Source organism: Mucilaginibacter myungsuensis (assembly GCF_015222005.1).
Taxonomy (GTDB): domain Bacteria; phylum Bacteroidota; class Bacteroidia; order Sphingobacteriales; family Sphingobacteriaceae; genus Mucilaginibacter; species Mucilaginibacter myungsuensis.
This window is the reverse complement of record NZ_JADFFL010000001.1, coordinates 840,072-854,792: the sequence shown is the minus strand read 5'-3', so window position 1 is coordinate 854,792 and position 14,721 is coordinate 840,072. Positions and strand designations below refer to the sequence as shown.

Sequence of the window (14,721 nt, the reverse complement as noted above, 5' to 3'; positions counted from 1 at the left end):
AGGTATTAAGCTTGTTAGGAGTGGTTCGGTTACTCCTCGATATTGGCGCCCTCGATATCGTCATTCAGGATTTATGAGGAAACAGTAGATTAAGATCAATTTACTATTTTTGTGCATGATGAGATATTTATTAATATTTAAGTTTGTGCTTCTATCCTCAATTCTATTTGCACAAACAAATCATGTTTATCTGGATAAAAGCGGAAATCGAACCAGTAATATTAAAAAGGCCGATTCATATTACACCCTGGAACGGGTGTCACTCGACTCCGTTTGGTTGGTTAAACAGTATTCTATTAAAGATGAGATTCTAACAGCGGGGCATTTTAAAGATTCGTTACTTTCAATACCTCATGGCCAATTTATTTATTATCAAAGGTTCAGCGGCAAAGAAGTTGTCAAATACGATTATAAAAAAGATCGTTCAGATACCATTTCGGCGAAGAATGGGAATTATATCTTTAGGAAGGGCTTTTTTTTAGAAGGTAAGAAAGTTGGCAGATGGATCGATTATTATACCGACGGCTCTCCTCATATTTTAAGTACATTTAAAAACGATCTGCTCGACGGTATTCATCTGGAATATTTGAATAACGATGGCAATGTAAATATTATAGGGAACTATATAAATAATAAAAGAGAGGGATTGTGGTATACCCTATCTGCAAAAGGGGATACTATCGGGACTGACCATTACAACAATGACATTAACATAGAGCATCGATCCCTTGCCGATAAGAACAAGGTTATTAACAATCCCGATAAGCAAGATGCCAAGCCTGATTTTGACATGATCAATGTGATAACTCAAGCATTATCTAAAGCCAAAATGGGCTCAATAAGAAATGGTAAGTATAGTTTTATTTTAAGTAAAACAGGTGAACTCACTGACCCGGTTATTGAGAACGTAGGCGATCTGAAGTATGATAAACTTGTTTTGGAAACGTTAATGACGAGTCCAAGTTGGAACCCCGCATTATATAAAAATGTCAGAGTGGATAGCAAAATAGGTGTTATGATCGTTGGGGCATCCACATCAAAACCTTTAGCTTTTGTTTCGTGTACATTTCTCGAATAACTTTAAGCACTTAAAAAGTTAGGAAATATATTGATCTCTCCACAACCCATAAGATTACTAACACCTGACCGGATAGCGAAGCTTTTTTTATAATTTTGCTCTTCGATTTTTTTACAACAATGTCTCAAGAAACTGAACACGTAAAATGCCTGATCATCGGGTCAGGTCCTGCAGGTTATACAGCTGCTATATATGCTTCACGTGCCGATCTTAAGCCGGTGCTTTACACAGGTATTTTGGCCGGCGGTCAGCTTACCCAAACTACCGAGGTAGAGAACTACCCGGGCTATCCCGATGGTATTCAAGGTCCTGAAATGATGGAGAACTTCCGCAAACAGGCTGAGCGTTTGGGCACTGATATCCGTTTCGGTTATATCACATCTGTTGACTTTAGCAGTTCGCCGCATAAAGTGGTGGTTGATGAAATGAAGACCATTACCGCCGATACGGTGATCATTTCTACAGGTGCGTCGGCAAAATGGTTAGGCTTGGAGTCTGAGCAAAAGTATAACGGCTTTGGCGTTTCTGCCTGCGCGGTTTGCGATGGTTTCTTTTTCCGTGGTCAGGATGTGGCTATTGTGGGAGCGGGTGATACTGCTGCTGAGGAGGCTACCTACTTAGCCAAGCTGGTAAATAAAGTTTATATGATCGTTCGCCGCGATGAGTTCCGTGCCTCAAGGGCGATGGTGCACCGCGTACTGAACACGCCTAATATCGAGATCCTTTATAATAGCGAAACGCAAGAGATCGTTGGTGATGGCCTAAACGTGACAGGCGTGAGAGTTCTAAATAACGTGACGCAAGAAGAAAGGACGCTTGATGTAACAGGTTTCTTTGTCGCCATTGGTCACCACCCTAATACCGAGATATTTAGAGGCTGGTTAAATATGGACCCGACCGGTTACATACTGACCGTGCCAGGCACGGCACAAACCAATATCCCCGGTGTGTTCTGCTGCGGCGATGCCCAGGATCATATCTACCGTCAAGCGATCACCGCTGCCGGTTCAGGCTGTATGGCAGCTATAGATGCGGAGCGTTACCTTGCCGCTAAAGAGCATGTAGTGACTGCTTAAGTCTTTAAGTCGAAAGTTAAAATTCAAAAAAATAAAAAGGGGCCTGCCGGTTGGTGGGCCCTTTGTTGTTTATAATACCGCCAACTATCTTGCTTATCACTTGGTATAAATGCAAGCATCTTGATTCCTGACTCTTTATTCTTGGTTCTCAATAAAAACTCATCTATACAAGTCTGCCTTTATCTCTAAATTTTTACGCTCATCAGCTTCAACAAAACCAAATTTCTGTTAACTTCACCTCCCGATCATAAACTGTTGATACTGACCTGATGTTAAAAAAGCATTTCTGCATAGCTTTAATTTATCTGTTAAGTTTTGGGGCGGTCAAAGCCCAGTCTACCGATGCCAATATGGGTATTATCCCCGCGCCGGTTTCGGTCACCAAGGGTGTAGGTGAATTCGTGCTTAGTCAAGAGACCGTTATCGCCGCCGATAGTTTGGATAACAAGGCCGTGCAATTCTTCATTAGCTATTTAAAAGATAAAGAGGCGCTTCGCAATCCTGTTAAAGCTAATAACGGTAACCAAGGTAATAATCTGATCGTGTTAACCTCAGTGGGTACAGATGGCTTAGCTCCGGAGGGTTACCGATTGACCGTCACCCCACAAAGGATCACAGTTGCCGGTAAGGGAACCGGGCTGTTTTACGGTATCCGTTCGCTGATGCAATTGTTCCCGCCGGAACATGGCGCTACGATCAAGCTCCCTTGTGTCGAAATAGAGGACTATCCCCGCTTCGGCTATCGTGGCCTGCACCTGGATGTTTGCCGACATTTCTTTGGTGTCGAGTTCGTGAAGAAATATATAGACCTGATGGCCTCCTATAAGCTAAATACCTTCCATTGGCATTTAACGGATGATCAGGGCTGGAGGATCGAGATAAAAAAATATCCTAAGCTGACGCAAGTCGGCGGTATGCGCGCGCAAACCTTGTTGGGCAGCTATCGCGCTAAAGGGGCGCAATATGATGGCATCCCATACAGTGGTTTTTATACGCAGGATGAGATACGCGAGGTGATCAAATACGCCGCCGATCGTTATATCACTATTATCCCCGAGATAGAGATGCCCGGCCATGCGCTGGCAGCCATAGCCGCTTACCCCGAATTAAGTTGCGACCCTGAACGTACCTATAAAGTTGCCGAGACCTGGGGTGTGTTCGACGATGTATTCTGCCCATCCGAGAAAACATTCAGCTTTTTGCAGGATGTATTGACCGAGGTGATCGACCTGTTCCCGAGCAAGTATATCCACATTGGCGGCGACGAATGCCCTAAGGAGGCCTGGAAGAAGTCGGCCTTTTGCCAGCAGCTGATCAAAAAGCTAAAACTGAAAGACGAGCATGGCCTGCAAAGTTACTTCATCCAACGGATGGAGAAATTTGTGAACGCTAAAGGCCGCAGCATTATTGGTTGGGACGAAATATTAGAGGGTGGCTTAGCCCCCAACGCTACCGTAATGAGTTGGAGAGGCGAGGAGGGCGGAATAGCCGCTGCCAAACAGAACCACAACGTGATCATGACACCGAGCAGTAACGGCCTGTATTTTGATCACTTGCAAGGTCCGCGCAATATCGAGCCGTTGAGTATTGGCGGTTTTGCACCTTACCCCAAGGTTTATAATTATAACCCGGTGCCGGCGGTGCTATCGGCAGATCAGCAAAAGTACATACTTGGTGTACAGGCCAATCTGTGGACCGAATATATCGCTACCGAGGATAAAGTAGAATACATGGTGCTGCCAAGGATGATGGCATTGGCCGAGACCGCCTGGTCGCCATTGGCTAAAAAGGACATTAAAGACTTTGACCTACGCCTGCCAAAGCATTTTGCCTGGCTGGATGAGCACGGCTACAACTATCGCGTAAGCAAAGCCATTGGCGCGGTGGATACACTGACCATAGGCAGCAAACTGACCGTGGATCTGAAACCGCCGGTGGTGGGCGCTAAGATCTATTATACGCTGGATGGCTATAAGCCTAACGAGAACACGTTGCTGTATGAGCATCCCTTCGCCGTCGATATTCCCGAAGGAGAAAGCCGCGAACTGCAAACGATAGTGATCACACCGACCGGGCATCAAAGCTTAACCTCGCGCACGGTAATGACCAATCGCCCGTTGATGCCTGCCGTTACCTTTGAAGCTAACACGCCCGGCGCTAAATATAAAATGGTGTCAGGTTCGTTCACCGAGGCTGCTCAATTGGATGATGCACCGGTGATCGATTCGGGCGTTACCAAGACCTTCAATACCGGGTCGTTCCGTAAGAATAAGGCTTACGGGGTAATATTCAGCGGATATATTCGTATTGATAATGATGGCAAGTATCTGTTTTCGTCGCGCGCTGGCGACGGTTCAGTGCTGATGATCGATGATCAGTTGATATTAGAAAATTCGGCCAAAAATGCCGATGTGCGCGACGGGGGCGAGGTGCTGTTAAAGAAAGGCACGCACAAATTCACGTTGAAATATTTTAACACCACCAACCGCGCGGCTGCCCTGCATATTTACATGCAAGCGCCGGGCAAACCCAAAGGAGAACTATCTGCCGAGACCATTTATAACTAAAGCAAAAAGATGAAAAAGAACTTACGCGGCTACGCCGTGATAATAGCGGGCACGGCGCTCACGTTGGCCGCATGCTCGGACGATAAGCCGATCACCAACGATACCTACCCTAAGCCACCTGCCGAGACAGCGCTGATGCAGCCGTTCCGCTTCCATAAAAATATTGAGGTGTCACCGGGGCATAATTTTGATATTGTAAGTTGGGGCCGGGGGAGTAAAACTGTGGGATCGTTATTGATCTTAAGGTCCGATTCGGCCGATCAGCGTTATACCACCACCACGGGTGATATCGATGGCGAGATAACGGACGTGTTCAACTCGGATATGGATACAGATGGTAACCCGGAGTTGCTGGTGCAGGCCAAGTCCAAGGATACGATCGAATACACATCCATTTTTGCTTACGAGTTTACCGAGAAGGCCAATAAGCTGGATTTCCCCAAGCTGACCTCTAAGCAAAAAAAAGGTTACCGCGGTAACGATAACTTTTACATGAAGGACGGTAAGCTGATCCGCGAGTACCCGATATTTGATGGTAGCTCGTCAACCGCTAAACCTACTGGTGCCAAACGGGTACTGCAATATAATTTGCGTAGCAACAGCCTGACGGTTAAAGATCTGAGTGCCGATACGTTGAAGATAGCCGAGCCTAAGGAAGAAGCCAATGCTGTAAAAGTAGCCGAGAAAAAGGAAGAACCTAAAAAGGAGACCGTCAGCAAAAAGAAAAGTACTTCGAGCAAGAAAAAGACGAGCAGTTCTAAAAAGAAGCGCAGGAGGAGATAGTCTAAAGTCTCAAGTCAAAAGTTATAAGTCAAAAATAGAAAAGGATCTGCTGTTAGTGGATCCTTTTTACGTTTACGGGAACGTTGAACACGGGTAGTCTTGTTAAAAGATCTTATCTTTAGGGCTTTAAAATTTAACATCAGTCTATCGAAACTTCGATAGACCATTTACCACCAGCAATAATGTTCAATACAGATACGGTTGCCCGTTTTAACGATTTAGAGACCCCTTTTTACTATTACGATCTAAACCTGCTTAAGCAAACGCTGCAGGCTTGCTATGATGCATCGTCAAAATATAATTTTCATGTGCATTATGCCATGAAGGCCAATTTTGATCCCAAGGTGCTGGCCGCTATACAAAGCTTTGGCTTTGGTGCCGACAGTGTGAGCGGTAATGAGGTAAAAGCGGCTATCGACAATGGTTTTGGTGCAGGTAAAGTGGTGTTTGCGGGTGTGGGTAAATCTGATAAAGAGATCAATTATGCTTTAGATGCTGATATTTTTTGCTTCAATGTAGAGTCGGTGCAAGAACTGGGTGTGATCAATGACCTGGCTAAAGCCAAAGGCAAAACCGCTAAGGTCGCTATCCGTATCAACCCTAATGTGGATGCGCATACGCATAAGTTTATTACAACCGGACTGGACGAGAACAAATTCGGTGTCGACATTTGGCAATTGCCAAGCGTTATAGAAGCGTTAAGGGCGACCACCAATATTGAGTTTTTAGGCATCCATTTCCACATCGGATCGCAGATCACGGATATGGAAGTATTCAAAACCTTGTGTGTAAAGGTGAACGAGTTGGATCAGTGGTTCAATGATCAGGGCTTTGCCATTAACGTGCTGAATGTTGGCGGCGGTTTGGGTGTAGATTACTATCGCCCGGATATCAATGCGATCCCTGATTTTGAAGCTTACTTTAAAATATTTGCTGAAAACCTTACGGTAAAAGAAGGTCAGGAAGTCCACTTTGAATTGGGTCGCGCGCTGGTGGCGCAATGCTCATCGCTGATATCGCGCGTATTGTTCGTTAAGAATGGTCAGCATAAAAACTTCCTGATCCTTGATGCCGGCATGACGGACCTGATCCGCCCGATGTTGTATCAGGCGTACCATCAGATAGATAATATCAGTTCAGACCATGGACCATCGAACATGGACCATGGACAAAAAGTAATGATCAAATACGACGTAGTAGGTCCGATCTGCGAGAGTACCGACCGTTTCCGCGAGGACGTGTTATTGCCGGAGTCGGTGCGTGGTGATATTGTAGCGGTGCGTACGGCAGGTGCTTATGGTGCGGTGATGATATCCAACTACAACCTGCGCGATAGGGTGCCAAGTGTTTACTCAGTGGAGTAAGCTCATCCTCCTGGAAATTTAGATAAAAAGAAAGGCCCGATCATTACGATCGGGCCTTTCTCAGTTTTTTACTAACCTGAAAATTACATTTTCTTGGCAGTGTCAGCTTTGTCAGCTGAATCTGATTTCAAAGAATCAGTAGTAGCAGCTGAATCTGATTTCAAAGAATCAGTAGTAGCGGCTGAATCAGCTTTTAAAGAATCAGTAGTGTCAGAAGAACCTGAACCTGAACAAGCAGCAACAGTTAAAGTTACGAATAAAGCTAAAAAGCCGAATTTGAATGCATTTTTCATGTTAAAATCTTTTTTAATGTGTTATAGTTTGCTTCTTAATACGGGTAACCCTAAAAGGTAACCCACTTTTTAAAAATAATTTCAAAAAAAGTTTAAGGTCATCATTTTATAGAGGTGACCTTAAACTTTCTAAGCAGAATTACATCTTTTTAGTAGTGTCGGTAGCAGCAGAATCAGTAGCAGCAGAATCGGTTGCCAGGCTATCGTTAGCAACCGCGGGAGCGATAGAATCAGCTTTAGCTAAAGAGTCAGCTACAGCAGCAGAATCAGCCGCAGATTTAGATCCATCACCGCCACAAGCTGAAACGGCTAAAGTTATTGCTAAGGCTAAAAAGCCAAATTTGAATGCATTTTTCATATTCTTAATTTTTGGTGCGTTTACTCTTAATGCCCGTAACCTTAAAAAGGTAACCCAAAAAAGATCATAAAAAACAAAAGGCCTGCGAAATGGATCACAGGCCTTTTGTTTTGCACTAAAAAGGTATTACATTTTTTTAGTAGTGTCAGTTGCAGCTGAGTCAGTTGCAGCAGAATCGGTAGCAGCCGAATCAGTAGTAGCAGTTGCAGCAGCAGCCGAATCAGCTTTAGCGATAGAATCAGCAGTAGCTAAAGAATCTGCGTTAGCTTTAGAGCCGTCACCAGAACAAGCAGCAACAGTTAAAGTAACGAATAAAGCTAAAAAGCCGAATTTGAATGCGTTTTTCATTTTTAATTTTTTAAAATGTGATCAATATTGGGTGATAATGCCACAAATATAATTCGGGAAATTGAATTATTTAAAAAATTAATACAAATAACTTAAAAACGTTAAATAATTTATAACGAATCTTTCTTGGTCACTGTCTTTTTGATAACGGTTTTCTTAGTAACGGTCTTTTTTAGCGTATCTACCTTGGTAGCTGGGCTATCCACAAATACCGAATTGGTATCGCGTTTGGCCGAGTCGATCGTGATGGAGGTATCTGTTTTAGTGCTCACCGTTACTGATGAATCCACTGAACTTGAGTCGGCCGAGGCTTTGCTGCCGTCGCCGCTGCAGGCACCAATGCCTGTTGTGATGGCGGCACCTATCAAAAAGACTTTTAACGCGATTTTCATTGTTTTAATGGTCATGTTTTTATAGTGATGATGATTATAACCCGCAATGATATTTTATGTTTTAATGATATGTTAAACTATTTTTGCGCGTTCATTAAATAAGCTGGCCATTCGGTCGGTAAGCAAGGCAGCGGGCAAAGTATTTAGCACGCAAAGTTTTACATCAAATTTTTTTGCCATACATGGGTTACCATTTGGGTTTAACAGTATTAATAAGCGACCAACGATATGAATAACAATGTGCCTACCGATAGCGAAGTGATCCTGGGCATACTGAATAATTCGGACGCGGTGCTTAAGAAATTGTACCTGGCCTATTATCCGATGGTGCTGCAACTGATCATTAATAACAGCGGCACGGCAGACGATGCCAAGGATATTTACCAGGAAGCGATCATTGTTCTTTATAATAAGGTAAAAGGCGGCGAGTTTGAGCTGAGTAGTAAACTGAAGACATTTATTTATTCGGTTTGCAGGCGCTTGTGGCTTAAACGCCTTACACAGATGAGCCGGTATGGTGGCGATATCCGCGACTTTGAGCAGTTCCTTCCGGTCGAAGATGACATGGAGGTACATGCCGATCGGGATATCCAGTTCCATAAGATGGAAAGTTCGCTCGGGTTACTGGGTGAGCCGTGCAAGAGCATCATCGAAGATTTTTATATACACGACAGATCTATGCAGGAGATCTGCGAGAAGTTCGGCTATACCAATGCGGATAATGCCAAAACCCAAAAGTATAAATGCCTGCAAAGGCTGAAGAAGTTGTTCTTTCAGCAGAAATAAAAATATAATGAGTACTAACCTACAATTAGCAGAAGCTATTGAGCGCTACGTGAACGGTGAAATGACCGGCGATGAGCTTGCGCGTTTTGAGCAGTACCGTAAGGATAATGCTGAGGTGGATCTGAAGATCACCGAGCATAAATACTTTGCCGGCCTGTTAAAGCAATACCGCGAGCGCGTTGCGCTGGAAGCTAAACTGAACGCCATCCACGATGAGATAGATGTGCATGCACTGGTGGAAGAAATGACCGTGCACCCATCAGGCATTGTGCGTATGTGGCGTAACCATCACTCTAAAATATCGGTGGCGGCATCTATAGCGATGTTCGTGGTGGTAGGGGCGATGTTCTTTACCGGATATTTTACTAATAAGAACCAGCCGCACTATCAGGAATTGAGGGGCGAGATAGGCAAATTAAGGACGGAAGTTCGCGATCAAAAACGTGGGCAGAATGCTTTGGCTGTAGAGATACGCAAGCGCCCTAAAATGACCACGCCAAGTAATTATAAAGGGTCGGGGTTGGCACTATCTACAAATGGTTATATCGTAACTAATGCTCACGTGGTGGGCGGCCGTTTTGATTCGTTGTACGTGCAGGATGCTTCGGGTTCATCTTACAAGGCTAAACTGGTCTACTCAGAGCCACTGTATGATATTGCGATCCTGAAAATTATCGATAAATCTTTTAGTGAATTACCGGCGTTACCTTACAATTTTAAACGTAATAAGAGCGAGGTGGGTGAAGAGGTTTACGCCATAGGTTACTCTGAAGGCGATTCACCTGTGTTTGATAAAGGTTACGTAAGTTCTATCAACGGATACTTAAGTGATTCAAGCGAATACCGAGTTTCTATCCCGTTGAACCCCGGTAACAGCGGTGGTCCGTTAGTGAATGCTAAAGGTAGTATCATTGGTATCGTTTCGGGTAAACAGACCCAGGTTGTTGGCGCATCGTACGCTAAAAAATCAGGTTACCTGTATAAAGCTTTAAGAAATGTTCCGGCTGATTCGCTAAGCGGTAAATTGACCTTGAACAACAAGAACACTCTGGCCAAGCTTGACCCGGTTAAGCAGTACAAAAAACTGCAGAACTACGTGTTCATGGTTAAGGTTTACTAAAAAAGATCATCCCAAAAACAATATATTGCAAAGAGAGCCGTATCAATTGCGGCTCTTTTTTATTTTAGGGCTTTTTAAGTTTGGATAACCATGGTTAACTATATACTGTTGTTTTTTTGCCTGGCGATGACGGGGCTTACCGCCAAGGCCCAGTCGGACGAGGATGCCAACCGTCAGGATTTTGTTGATGCTTACAATAAATTTGTGGCCACCCAGCGCTACGTAGAAAAGCCGGCCGAGTTTAAAGAAGGCACACCTGCCCTGTACGACTGGATCCAAAGCCACATCGTTTACCCCGACGAGGCCACAGCGCAAAAGCTATCAGCCCAGGTATTTGTTAATTTCGTGATCGACTACAAGACCGGCCTGCCCAAAAATATCAAGATCATCCAAAGCAGTAATAAGATCTTTAACAAAGAGGTTATCCGGCTGATCAAAAGCATGCCGCCCTGGAACCCGGCTACTAAAAGCGGCTACGCTCAGGGTATGCTGATCAGTATACCGATCTATTTTCATTTGAATTGATGAACATTGCCGGCTAATTAACCACAAAGTTCACAAAGAGAAAAACACGAAGGCCAAAGCTTTGCATCGACCATAAAAGCCTTTGTGCGCTTTGTGAAAACCTCTGTGGCCTTTATGGTTAAAATAATCTTCACCACATTTAAAAATTTCGCCGTAATCTTGCATTCCCGTTCCCTTTGCGGGGGTGCCAATTATAGATATGAATTATAGTGCCATAGTAAGAAAAGCTTGGGAAGGTTACGATGCGTCCAAAACCATAAAAACCATCGACGATATCAGCGCCCAGGTATCAACCAACCACGTATTCCGCATCACGTTCGACGATGATGACATCATTATAGCCAAGCTGTCCAACTTTGGCAAGTACGAGTATTTTAAAGAGGATCATCGCATCATCCATAGCTTGTCTAACAACTTGCTGTACCCATTCGAGAACCTGTTGGCGAAGTCGTTGCTAAAGAATAACCGTGTTTACATATACAAACACAAACAAGCGGGAGAGGATGCCTGGGTGGTATTTTACAATCCCACCCGTATCCTGGAACGTTTGCCGAGGCGATTGTCTGATGATCACATCAAACGTTTTGGTCAGCAGATCGGTAAGTTCCATAAGGCTTGCGCTAAGTTGAGGCATGTTTTGCCAAAGTCGGAGAAAACCTTGCGTACAGATATTAATGCTCTGCTGCAACAGATCGATCAGGATGAAACTGCCTTTGGCAGCCGTATGCAGGCAGACTATCTAAAATATCATTGCGATCAGTTTTTGAAGAACCGCTCTAAATATAATATGAACACCTTCGAGATAATTCCCGTGTTCATCGATTGGAACATCGGTAACTTCTCGGTAACCAATAAACAGGAGTTGTATTCGCGCTGGGATTACGACTGGTTCCGTATGAGTTACCGAATGATGGATTTTTATTTCTTCGCACGGGTGGTATCTGATGTGGGCGACCGCACAGTGTTCAGCTATAATATCAACGTACTTAACGAACCCCGCTTTATCCTCTTTTTGCAGGAATATCACAAAGTGAACCCCATAAAAGCCGATGAATTGCGCTTTTTAAAGGAGGTTTACCGCTTTTTTATTCTTAACTATGTGATCAAAGACGGTAAGCACTTTTTTGCCGAGCAATACGCCAATAAACTGCAAGCCGAAGCTTTTGATATTTACCTGCCATCGGTAGATCGCGACTTTAATGCCGACCTGCTGATTGATGCGCTGAAAATTTAATTTTAATGCAAACAACCGATTTCAAGTCCGTAATAGATAAATATAGTATCATCTTTTTCGACGCCTTTGGCGTACTGAAAAATTACGAAGGACTTGTCCCCGGTATCGAGCGCACCTTTGCCTATCTGGAAGAGCAGGGTAAGGAATACTACATCGTTACTAACGATGCCTCGCGCAGCCCCAAGCAATTGGCTGCATCGTATCATAAAAAAGGTTTGATGTCGGTAACACAGGACCGGATCATCTCATCGGGTATGTTGGCTAAAGAGTATCTGGATCTGAAGGTCCACCATGGCATGGTGGCTTATTTGGGTACTTCAGATTCGGCGCATTATATACAAAGTTCGGGGCTGCACACTATTCCCATTGATGATGTGAACGATAGCAATATCGACGACATTAACGCGCTGGTCTTTTTGGATGACGAAGGTTTTGACTGGTTCAGCGGATTGAATAAGTGCGTTAATCTTTTACGTCACCGTAACATCCCGGCCATAGTAGCTAATACCGATTGGGCGTACCCGGTCAGCATGAATGATGTTTCGGTAGCGATAGGTGGTTTAGCCTATATGATCGAGCACATCCTGGGCAAGCGCTTTATCAAATTCGGTAAGCCCGATTCGCAAATGTTCATGTTCGCTTACGATCAGATCCGCGAACGCCGGACTATCGATAAAAAAGACATCCTGATGGTAGGGGATACCTTGCAGACCGACATACTTGGCGGTAATAAATTCGGATTGGATACTGTGCTGGTACTTTCCGGTAATACCCAGGGTACCGACGCTTTGCTAAGGATAAACGCGAGTGGTATAGTACCGACGTATATTTGTGAGTCGGCGGTGGTGTGATAGCTTTCAACATCCAGGCTGAGTGTAGTATTTCTAATTTTTGAAAATATTTTTTGCGCTGATTATCAGTACGAAAGCTAATTTAGATGTGTGAACATTAAATAATTTGATATTTACATAAACCAAAACGCAATTAGCATCGTTATGTATGTGTGATAAGGTTTAGGTTGGGCTTTGTTTGAGGAAGCAAAGCCCAGAGCCCCTGCCGCCAGGCAGGGGTTTTTTTGTGTCCAAATTTTTTCGGTTAACAAATTGTTTTCAAGAAGTTAAAAAATAACTGGCTGATAATTAACATCTTGTTTAAATGGGTAATTAAGAGTGTATGCTTTTTTCTATCTTTATGGTTGCTAAAGCAATTAACTAACGCAATAGATCGTTTACTTAAACGATACTCGATAAACGAAACAACGAACACTGACCCTAATTATGGCCGTAACAAAAAAAACAGATTTCACCTACTCACAGTATTCCGAGCCGCATAAGATCCGCACAAAACAGATCTTAAAAGAACATCCCGAGGTGCGTAAACTGATAGGCAAAAATCCATATACCATTTTTGCCATTGCCGGTTTGGTGGCTTTCCAGATCGTTGCGGCATATTTTGTATCTACTCAATCCTGGTGGGTCGTTTTTGCCGCGGCCTACTTTTTAGGTGCATTTGCAGATCACTCCTTATTTGTGATGATACACGAGTGTACGCACCAATTATTGTTTAAGAATCGTGCGGCTAATCGTTGGTCGAGCATATTTGCCAACCTGCCACAAATATTTCCAAGCGCCATCTCGTTCGAGCATTTTCACCTGAAACACCACTCTTTCCAGGGTATTCATGAGTTAGACGCCGACTTGCCAAGCAAGTGGGAGGCTAAGCTGATCAACAACAGTTTTGTGGGTAAAGCGATCTGGTTGTTATTTTTCCCACTGTTCCAGTTCTTCAGGTTGCCCCGTTTAAAAGAGATCAAAAGTGTTGATGCCTGGGTGGTTAGTAACTTTGTCATACAAATGCTGTTTAACGTTGCCATTGTCTACTTTTTCGGTTGGCAAGCGTTTGTTTATTTACTGGCAAGTTTCTTCTTTTCGGTAGGCCTGCACCCGCTTGGTGCCCGCTGGATACAGGAGCATTACTTGACTCACAACGAGGAGCAAGAGACCTATAGCTATTATGGTCCGCTTAATAGGGTATCTTTCAACGTAGGTTTCCATAATGAGCATCATGATTTTCCGTCTATTCCATGGAATAAATTACCAAAGATCAAGTCCACGGCTCCGGGTTATTACGATTCGTTGTTGTCGCATAATTCTTGGACAAGGTTGTGGTTAAAGTTCTTGTTCGATAGAGAGATATCGCTGTTTAACCGCATCCTGCGTAAGGATAGGGGCAGTATATCGCCGGCAGCGCCTTACAACGGCCTGCCGCAATAAACTTTTTGTTGTTATCTTTGGCGTAATATCACATTTATGCCAACCAGATCATCATTATCTTTAGCAGGTTTTATCCTGCTTATTATTGCTACTTATTTCCCATTGTTGCGCCCATTCGGTTTGCGTAGCATGAATATGTTCGACCTCAGCATGCCCTTCGGTATGGTTGTCCTGCTGGCAGCCTTGATGGGTTTGCTGGGAGTCGTTCTTAAACAGCGTGCCCTCGCTAAGTTTTGCGGATGGATATCGCTGTTCCTCATCTTTTTATTGCTCATAGCTTCTTATCTAAAGATCCATAACGCGTTCAGTTTTATTCCTTTCAAAGGTATTGCCGGTTTCCTTACCCGTCAGATCAAATTTAAATGGGGTTGGTGGGCGTTATTCGGCGGCTCAGCCTTAGCTATACTTGGCAATGCCACAGGTGTATTAAAGCCGGATAAGAGTTTTAAATAACACACATTTGTGTGCAAACACATTATACCTATATTGCGTATATATTGCTACGCTATTTCTGAAAAATAAAA

16 protein-coding genes are annotated in these 14,721 nt (G+C 43.8%); 12 read left to right on the top strand and 4 right to left on the bottom strand.

Going from position 1 to position 14,721, the window contains the following annotated elements:
* Nucleotides 1-115 precede the first annotated feature (115 nt).
* The 5 genes from IRJ16_RS03600 to lysA all read left to right on the top strand — a co-directional run bounded on the left by IRJ16_RS03600 (nt 116) and on the right by lysA (nt 6,868).
* Nucleotides 116-1,078, top strand: a complete 963-nt coding sequence (locus IRJ16_RS03600; RefSeq protein ID WP_194110142.1) for a toxin-antitoxin system YwqK family antitoxin — start codon at nt 116-118, stop codon at nt 1,076-1,078.
* 119 nt (nt 1,079-1,197) lie between these two features.
* Nucleotides 1,198-2,154, top strand: coding sequence for a thioredoxin-disulfide reductase (trxB, locus tag IRJ16_RS03595; RefSeq protein ID WP_194110141.1), 957 nt, complete (start codon nt 1,198-1,200; stop codon nt 2,152-2,154).
* Nucleotides 2,155-2,423: 269 nt separating this feature from the next.
* Nucleotides 2,424-4,721 carry a family 20 glycosylhydrolase gene (locus IRJ16_RS03590; protein ID WP_194110140.1) on the top strand — a complete coding sequence of 766 codons (2,298 nt, stop codon included), beginning with the start codon at nt 2,424-2,426 and terminating at the stop codon, nt 4,719-4,721.
* 9 nt (nt 4,722-4,730) lie between these two features.
* Nucleotides 4,731-5,504, top strand: coding sequence for a hypothetical protein (locus tag IRJ16_RS03585; protein ID WP_194110139.1), 774 nt, complete (start codon nt 4,731-4,733; stop codon nt 5,502-5,504).
* A gap of 182 nt (nt 5,505-5,686) precedes the next feature.
* Complete coding sequence (lysA, locus tag IRJ16_RS03580) at nt 5,687-6,868, top strand: diaminopimelate decarboxylase (RefSeq protein ID WP_194110138.1); 1,182 nt, start codon at nt 5,687-5,689, stop codon at nt 6,866-6,868.
* 83 nt (nt 6,869-6,951) lie between these two features.
* Here the strand turns inward: lysA and IRJ16_RS03575 are convergent, their stop codons facing one another.
* From IRJ16_RS03575 to IRJ16_RS03560, 4 genes are all read right to left on the bottom strand, one after another.
* Entirely contained in the window at nt 6,952-7,161 is a 210-nt protein-coding gene (locus IRJ16_RS03575) for a hypothetical protein (RefSeq protein ID WP_194110137.1), read from the bottom strand.
* A 139-nt stretch (nt 7,162-7,300) separates the two neighbouring features.
* Nucleotides 7,301-7,519 (bottom strand): hypothetical protein, encoded by a 219-nt coding sequence (locus tag IRJ16_RS03570; RefSeq protein ID WP_194110136.1) that lies wholly within the window; start codon nt 7,517-7,519, stop codon nt 7,301-7,303.
* Between the two features lie 126 nt (nt 7,520-7,645).
* A complete protein-coding gene (locus IRJ16_RS03565; protein WP_194110135.1) occupies nt 7,646-7,867 on the bottom strand; it encodes a hypothetical protein in 222 nt (73 codons plus the stop codon).
* A gap of 110 nt (nt 7,868-7,977) precedes the next feature.
* Nucleotides 7,978-8,259, bottom strand: coding sequence for a hypothetical protein (locus IRJ16_RS03560; protein ID WP_194110134.1), 282 nt, complete (start codon nt 8,257-8,259; stop codon nt 7,978-7,980).
* Nucleotides 8,260-8,487: 228 nt separating this feature from the next.
* On the opposite strand from IRJ16_RS03560, the gene IRJ16_RS03555 reads away from it, so the two are divergent.
* The 7 genes from IRJ16_RS03555 (at nt 8,488) to IRJ16_RS03525 (ending at nt 14,650) form a co-directional block, all read left to right on the top strand.
* Complete coding sequence (locus tag IRJ16_RS03555) at nt 8,488-9,045, top strand: RNA polymerase sigma factor (RefSeq protein ID WP_194110133.1); 558 nt, start codon at nt 8,488-8,490, stop codon at nt 9,043-9,045.
* Nucleotides 9,046-9,052: 7 nt separating this feature from the next.
* Nucleotides 9,053-10,165 carry a S1C family serine protease gene (locus IRJ16_RS03550; protein ID WP_194110132.1) on the top strand — a complete coding sequence of 371 codons (1,113 nt, stop codon included), beginning with the start codon at nt 9,053-9,055 and terminating at the stop codon, nt 10,163-10,165.
* 90 nt (nt 10,166-10,255) lie between these two features.
* Nucleotides 10,256-10,690 (top strand): energy transducer TonB, encoded by a 435-nt coding sequence (locus IRJ16_RS03545; RefSeq protein WP_194110131.1) that lies wholly within the window; start codon nt 10,256-10,258, stop codon nt 10,688-10,690.
* Between the two features lie 199 nt (nt 10,691-10,889).
* Nucleotides 10,890-11,924 carry a hypothetical protein gene (locus IRJ16_RS03540; protein ID WP_228079782.1) on the top strand — a complete coding sequence of 345 codons (1,035 nt, stop codon included), beginning with the start codon at nt 10,890-10,892 and terminating at the stop codon, nt 11,922-11,924.
* A gap of 5 nt (nt 11,925-11,929) precedes the next feature.
* Nucleotides 11,930-12,775, top strand: a complete 846-nt coding sequence (locus IRJ16_RS03535) for an HAD-IIA family hydrolase (protein ID WP_194110129.1) — start codon at nt 11,930-11,932, stop codon at nt 12,773-12,775.
* A 426-nt stretch (nt 12,776-13,201) separates the two neighbouring features.
* On the top strand, nt 13,202-14,197 hold the full coding sequence (locus tag IRJ16_RS03530) for a fatty acid desaturase (RefSeq protein WP_194110128.1): 996 nt from the start codon (nt 13,202-13,204) through the stop codon (nt 14,195-14,197).
* A 36-nt stretch (nt 14,198-14,233) separates the two neighbouring features.
* Nucleotides 14,234-14,650 (top strand): hypothetical protein, encoded by a 417-nt coding sequence (locus IRJ16_RS03525; RefSeq protein WP_194110127.1) that lies wholly within the window; start codon nt 14,234-14,236, stop codon nt 14,648-14,650.
* The last annotated feature ends 71 nt before the right edge of the window (nt 14,651-14,721 follow it).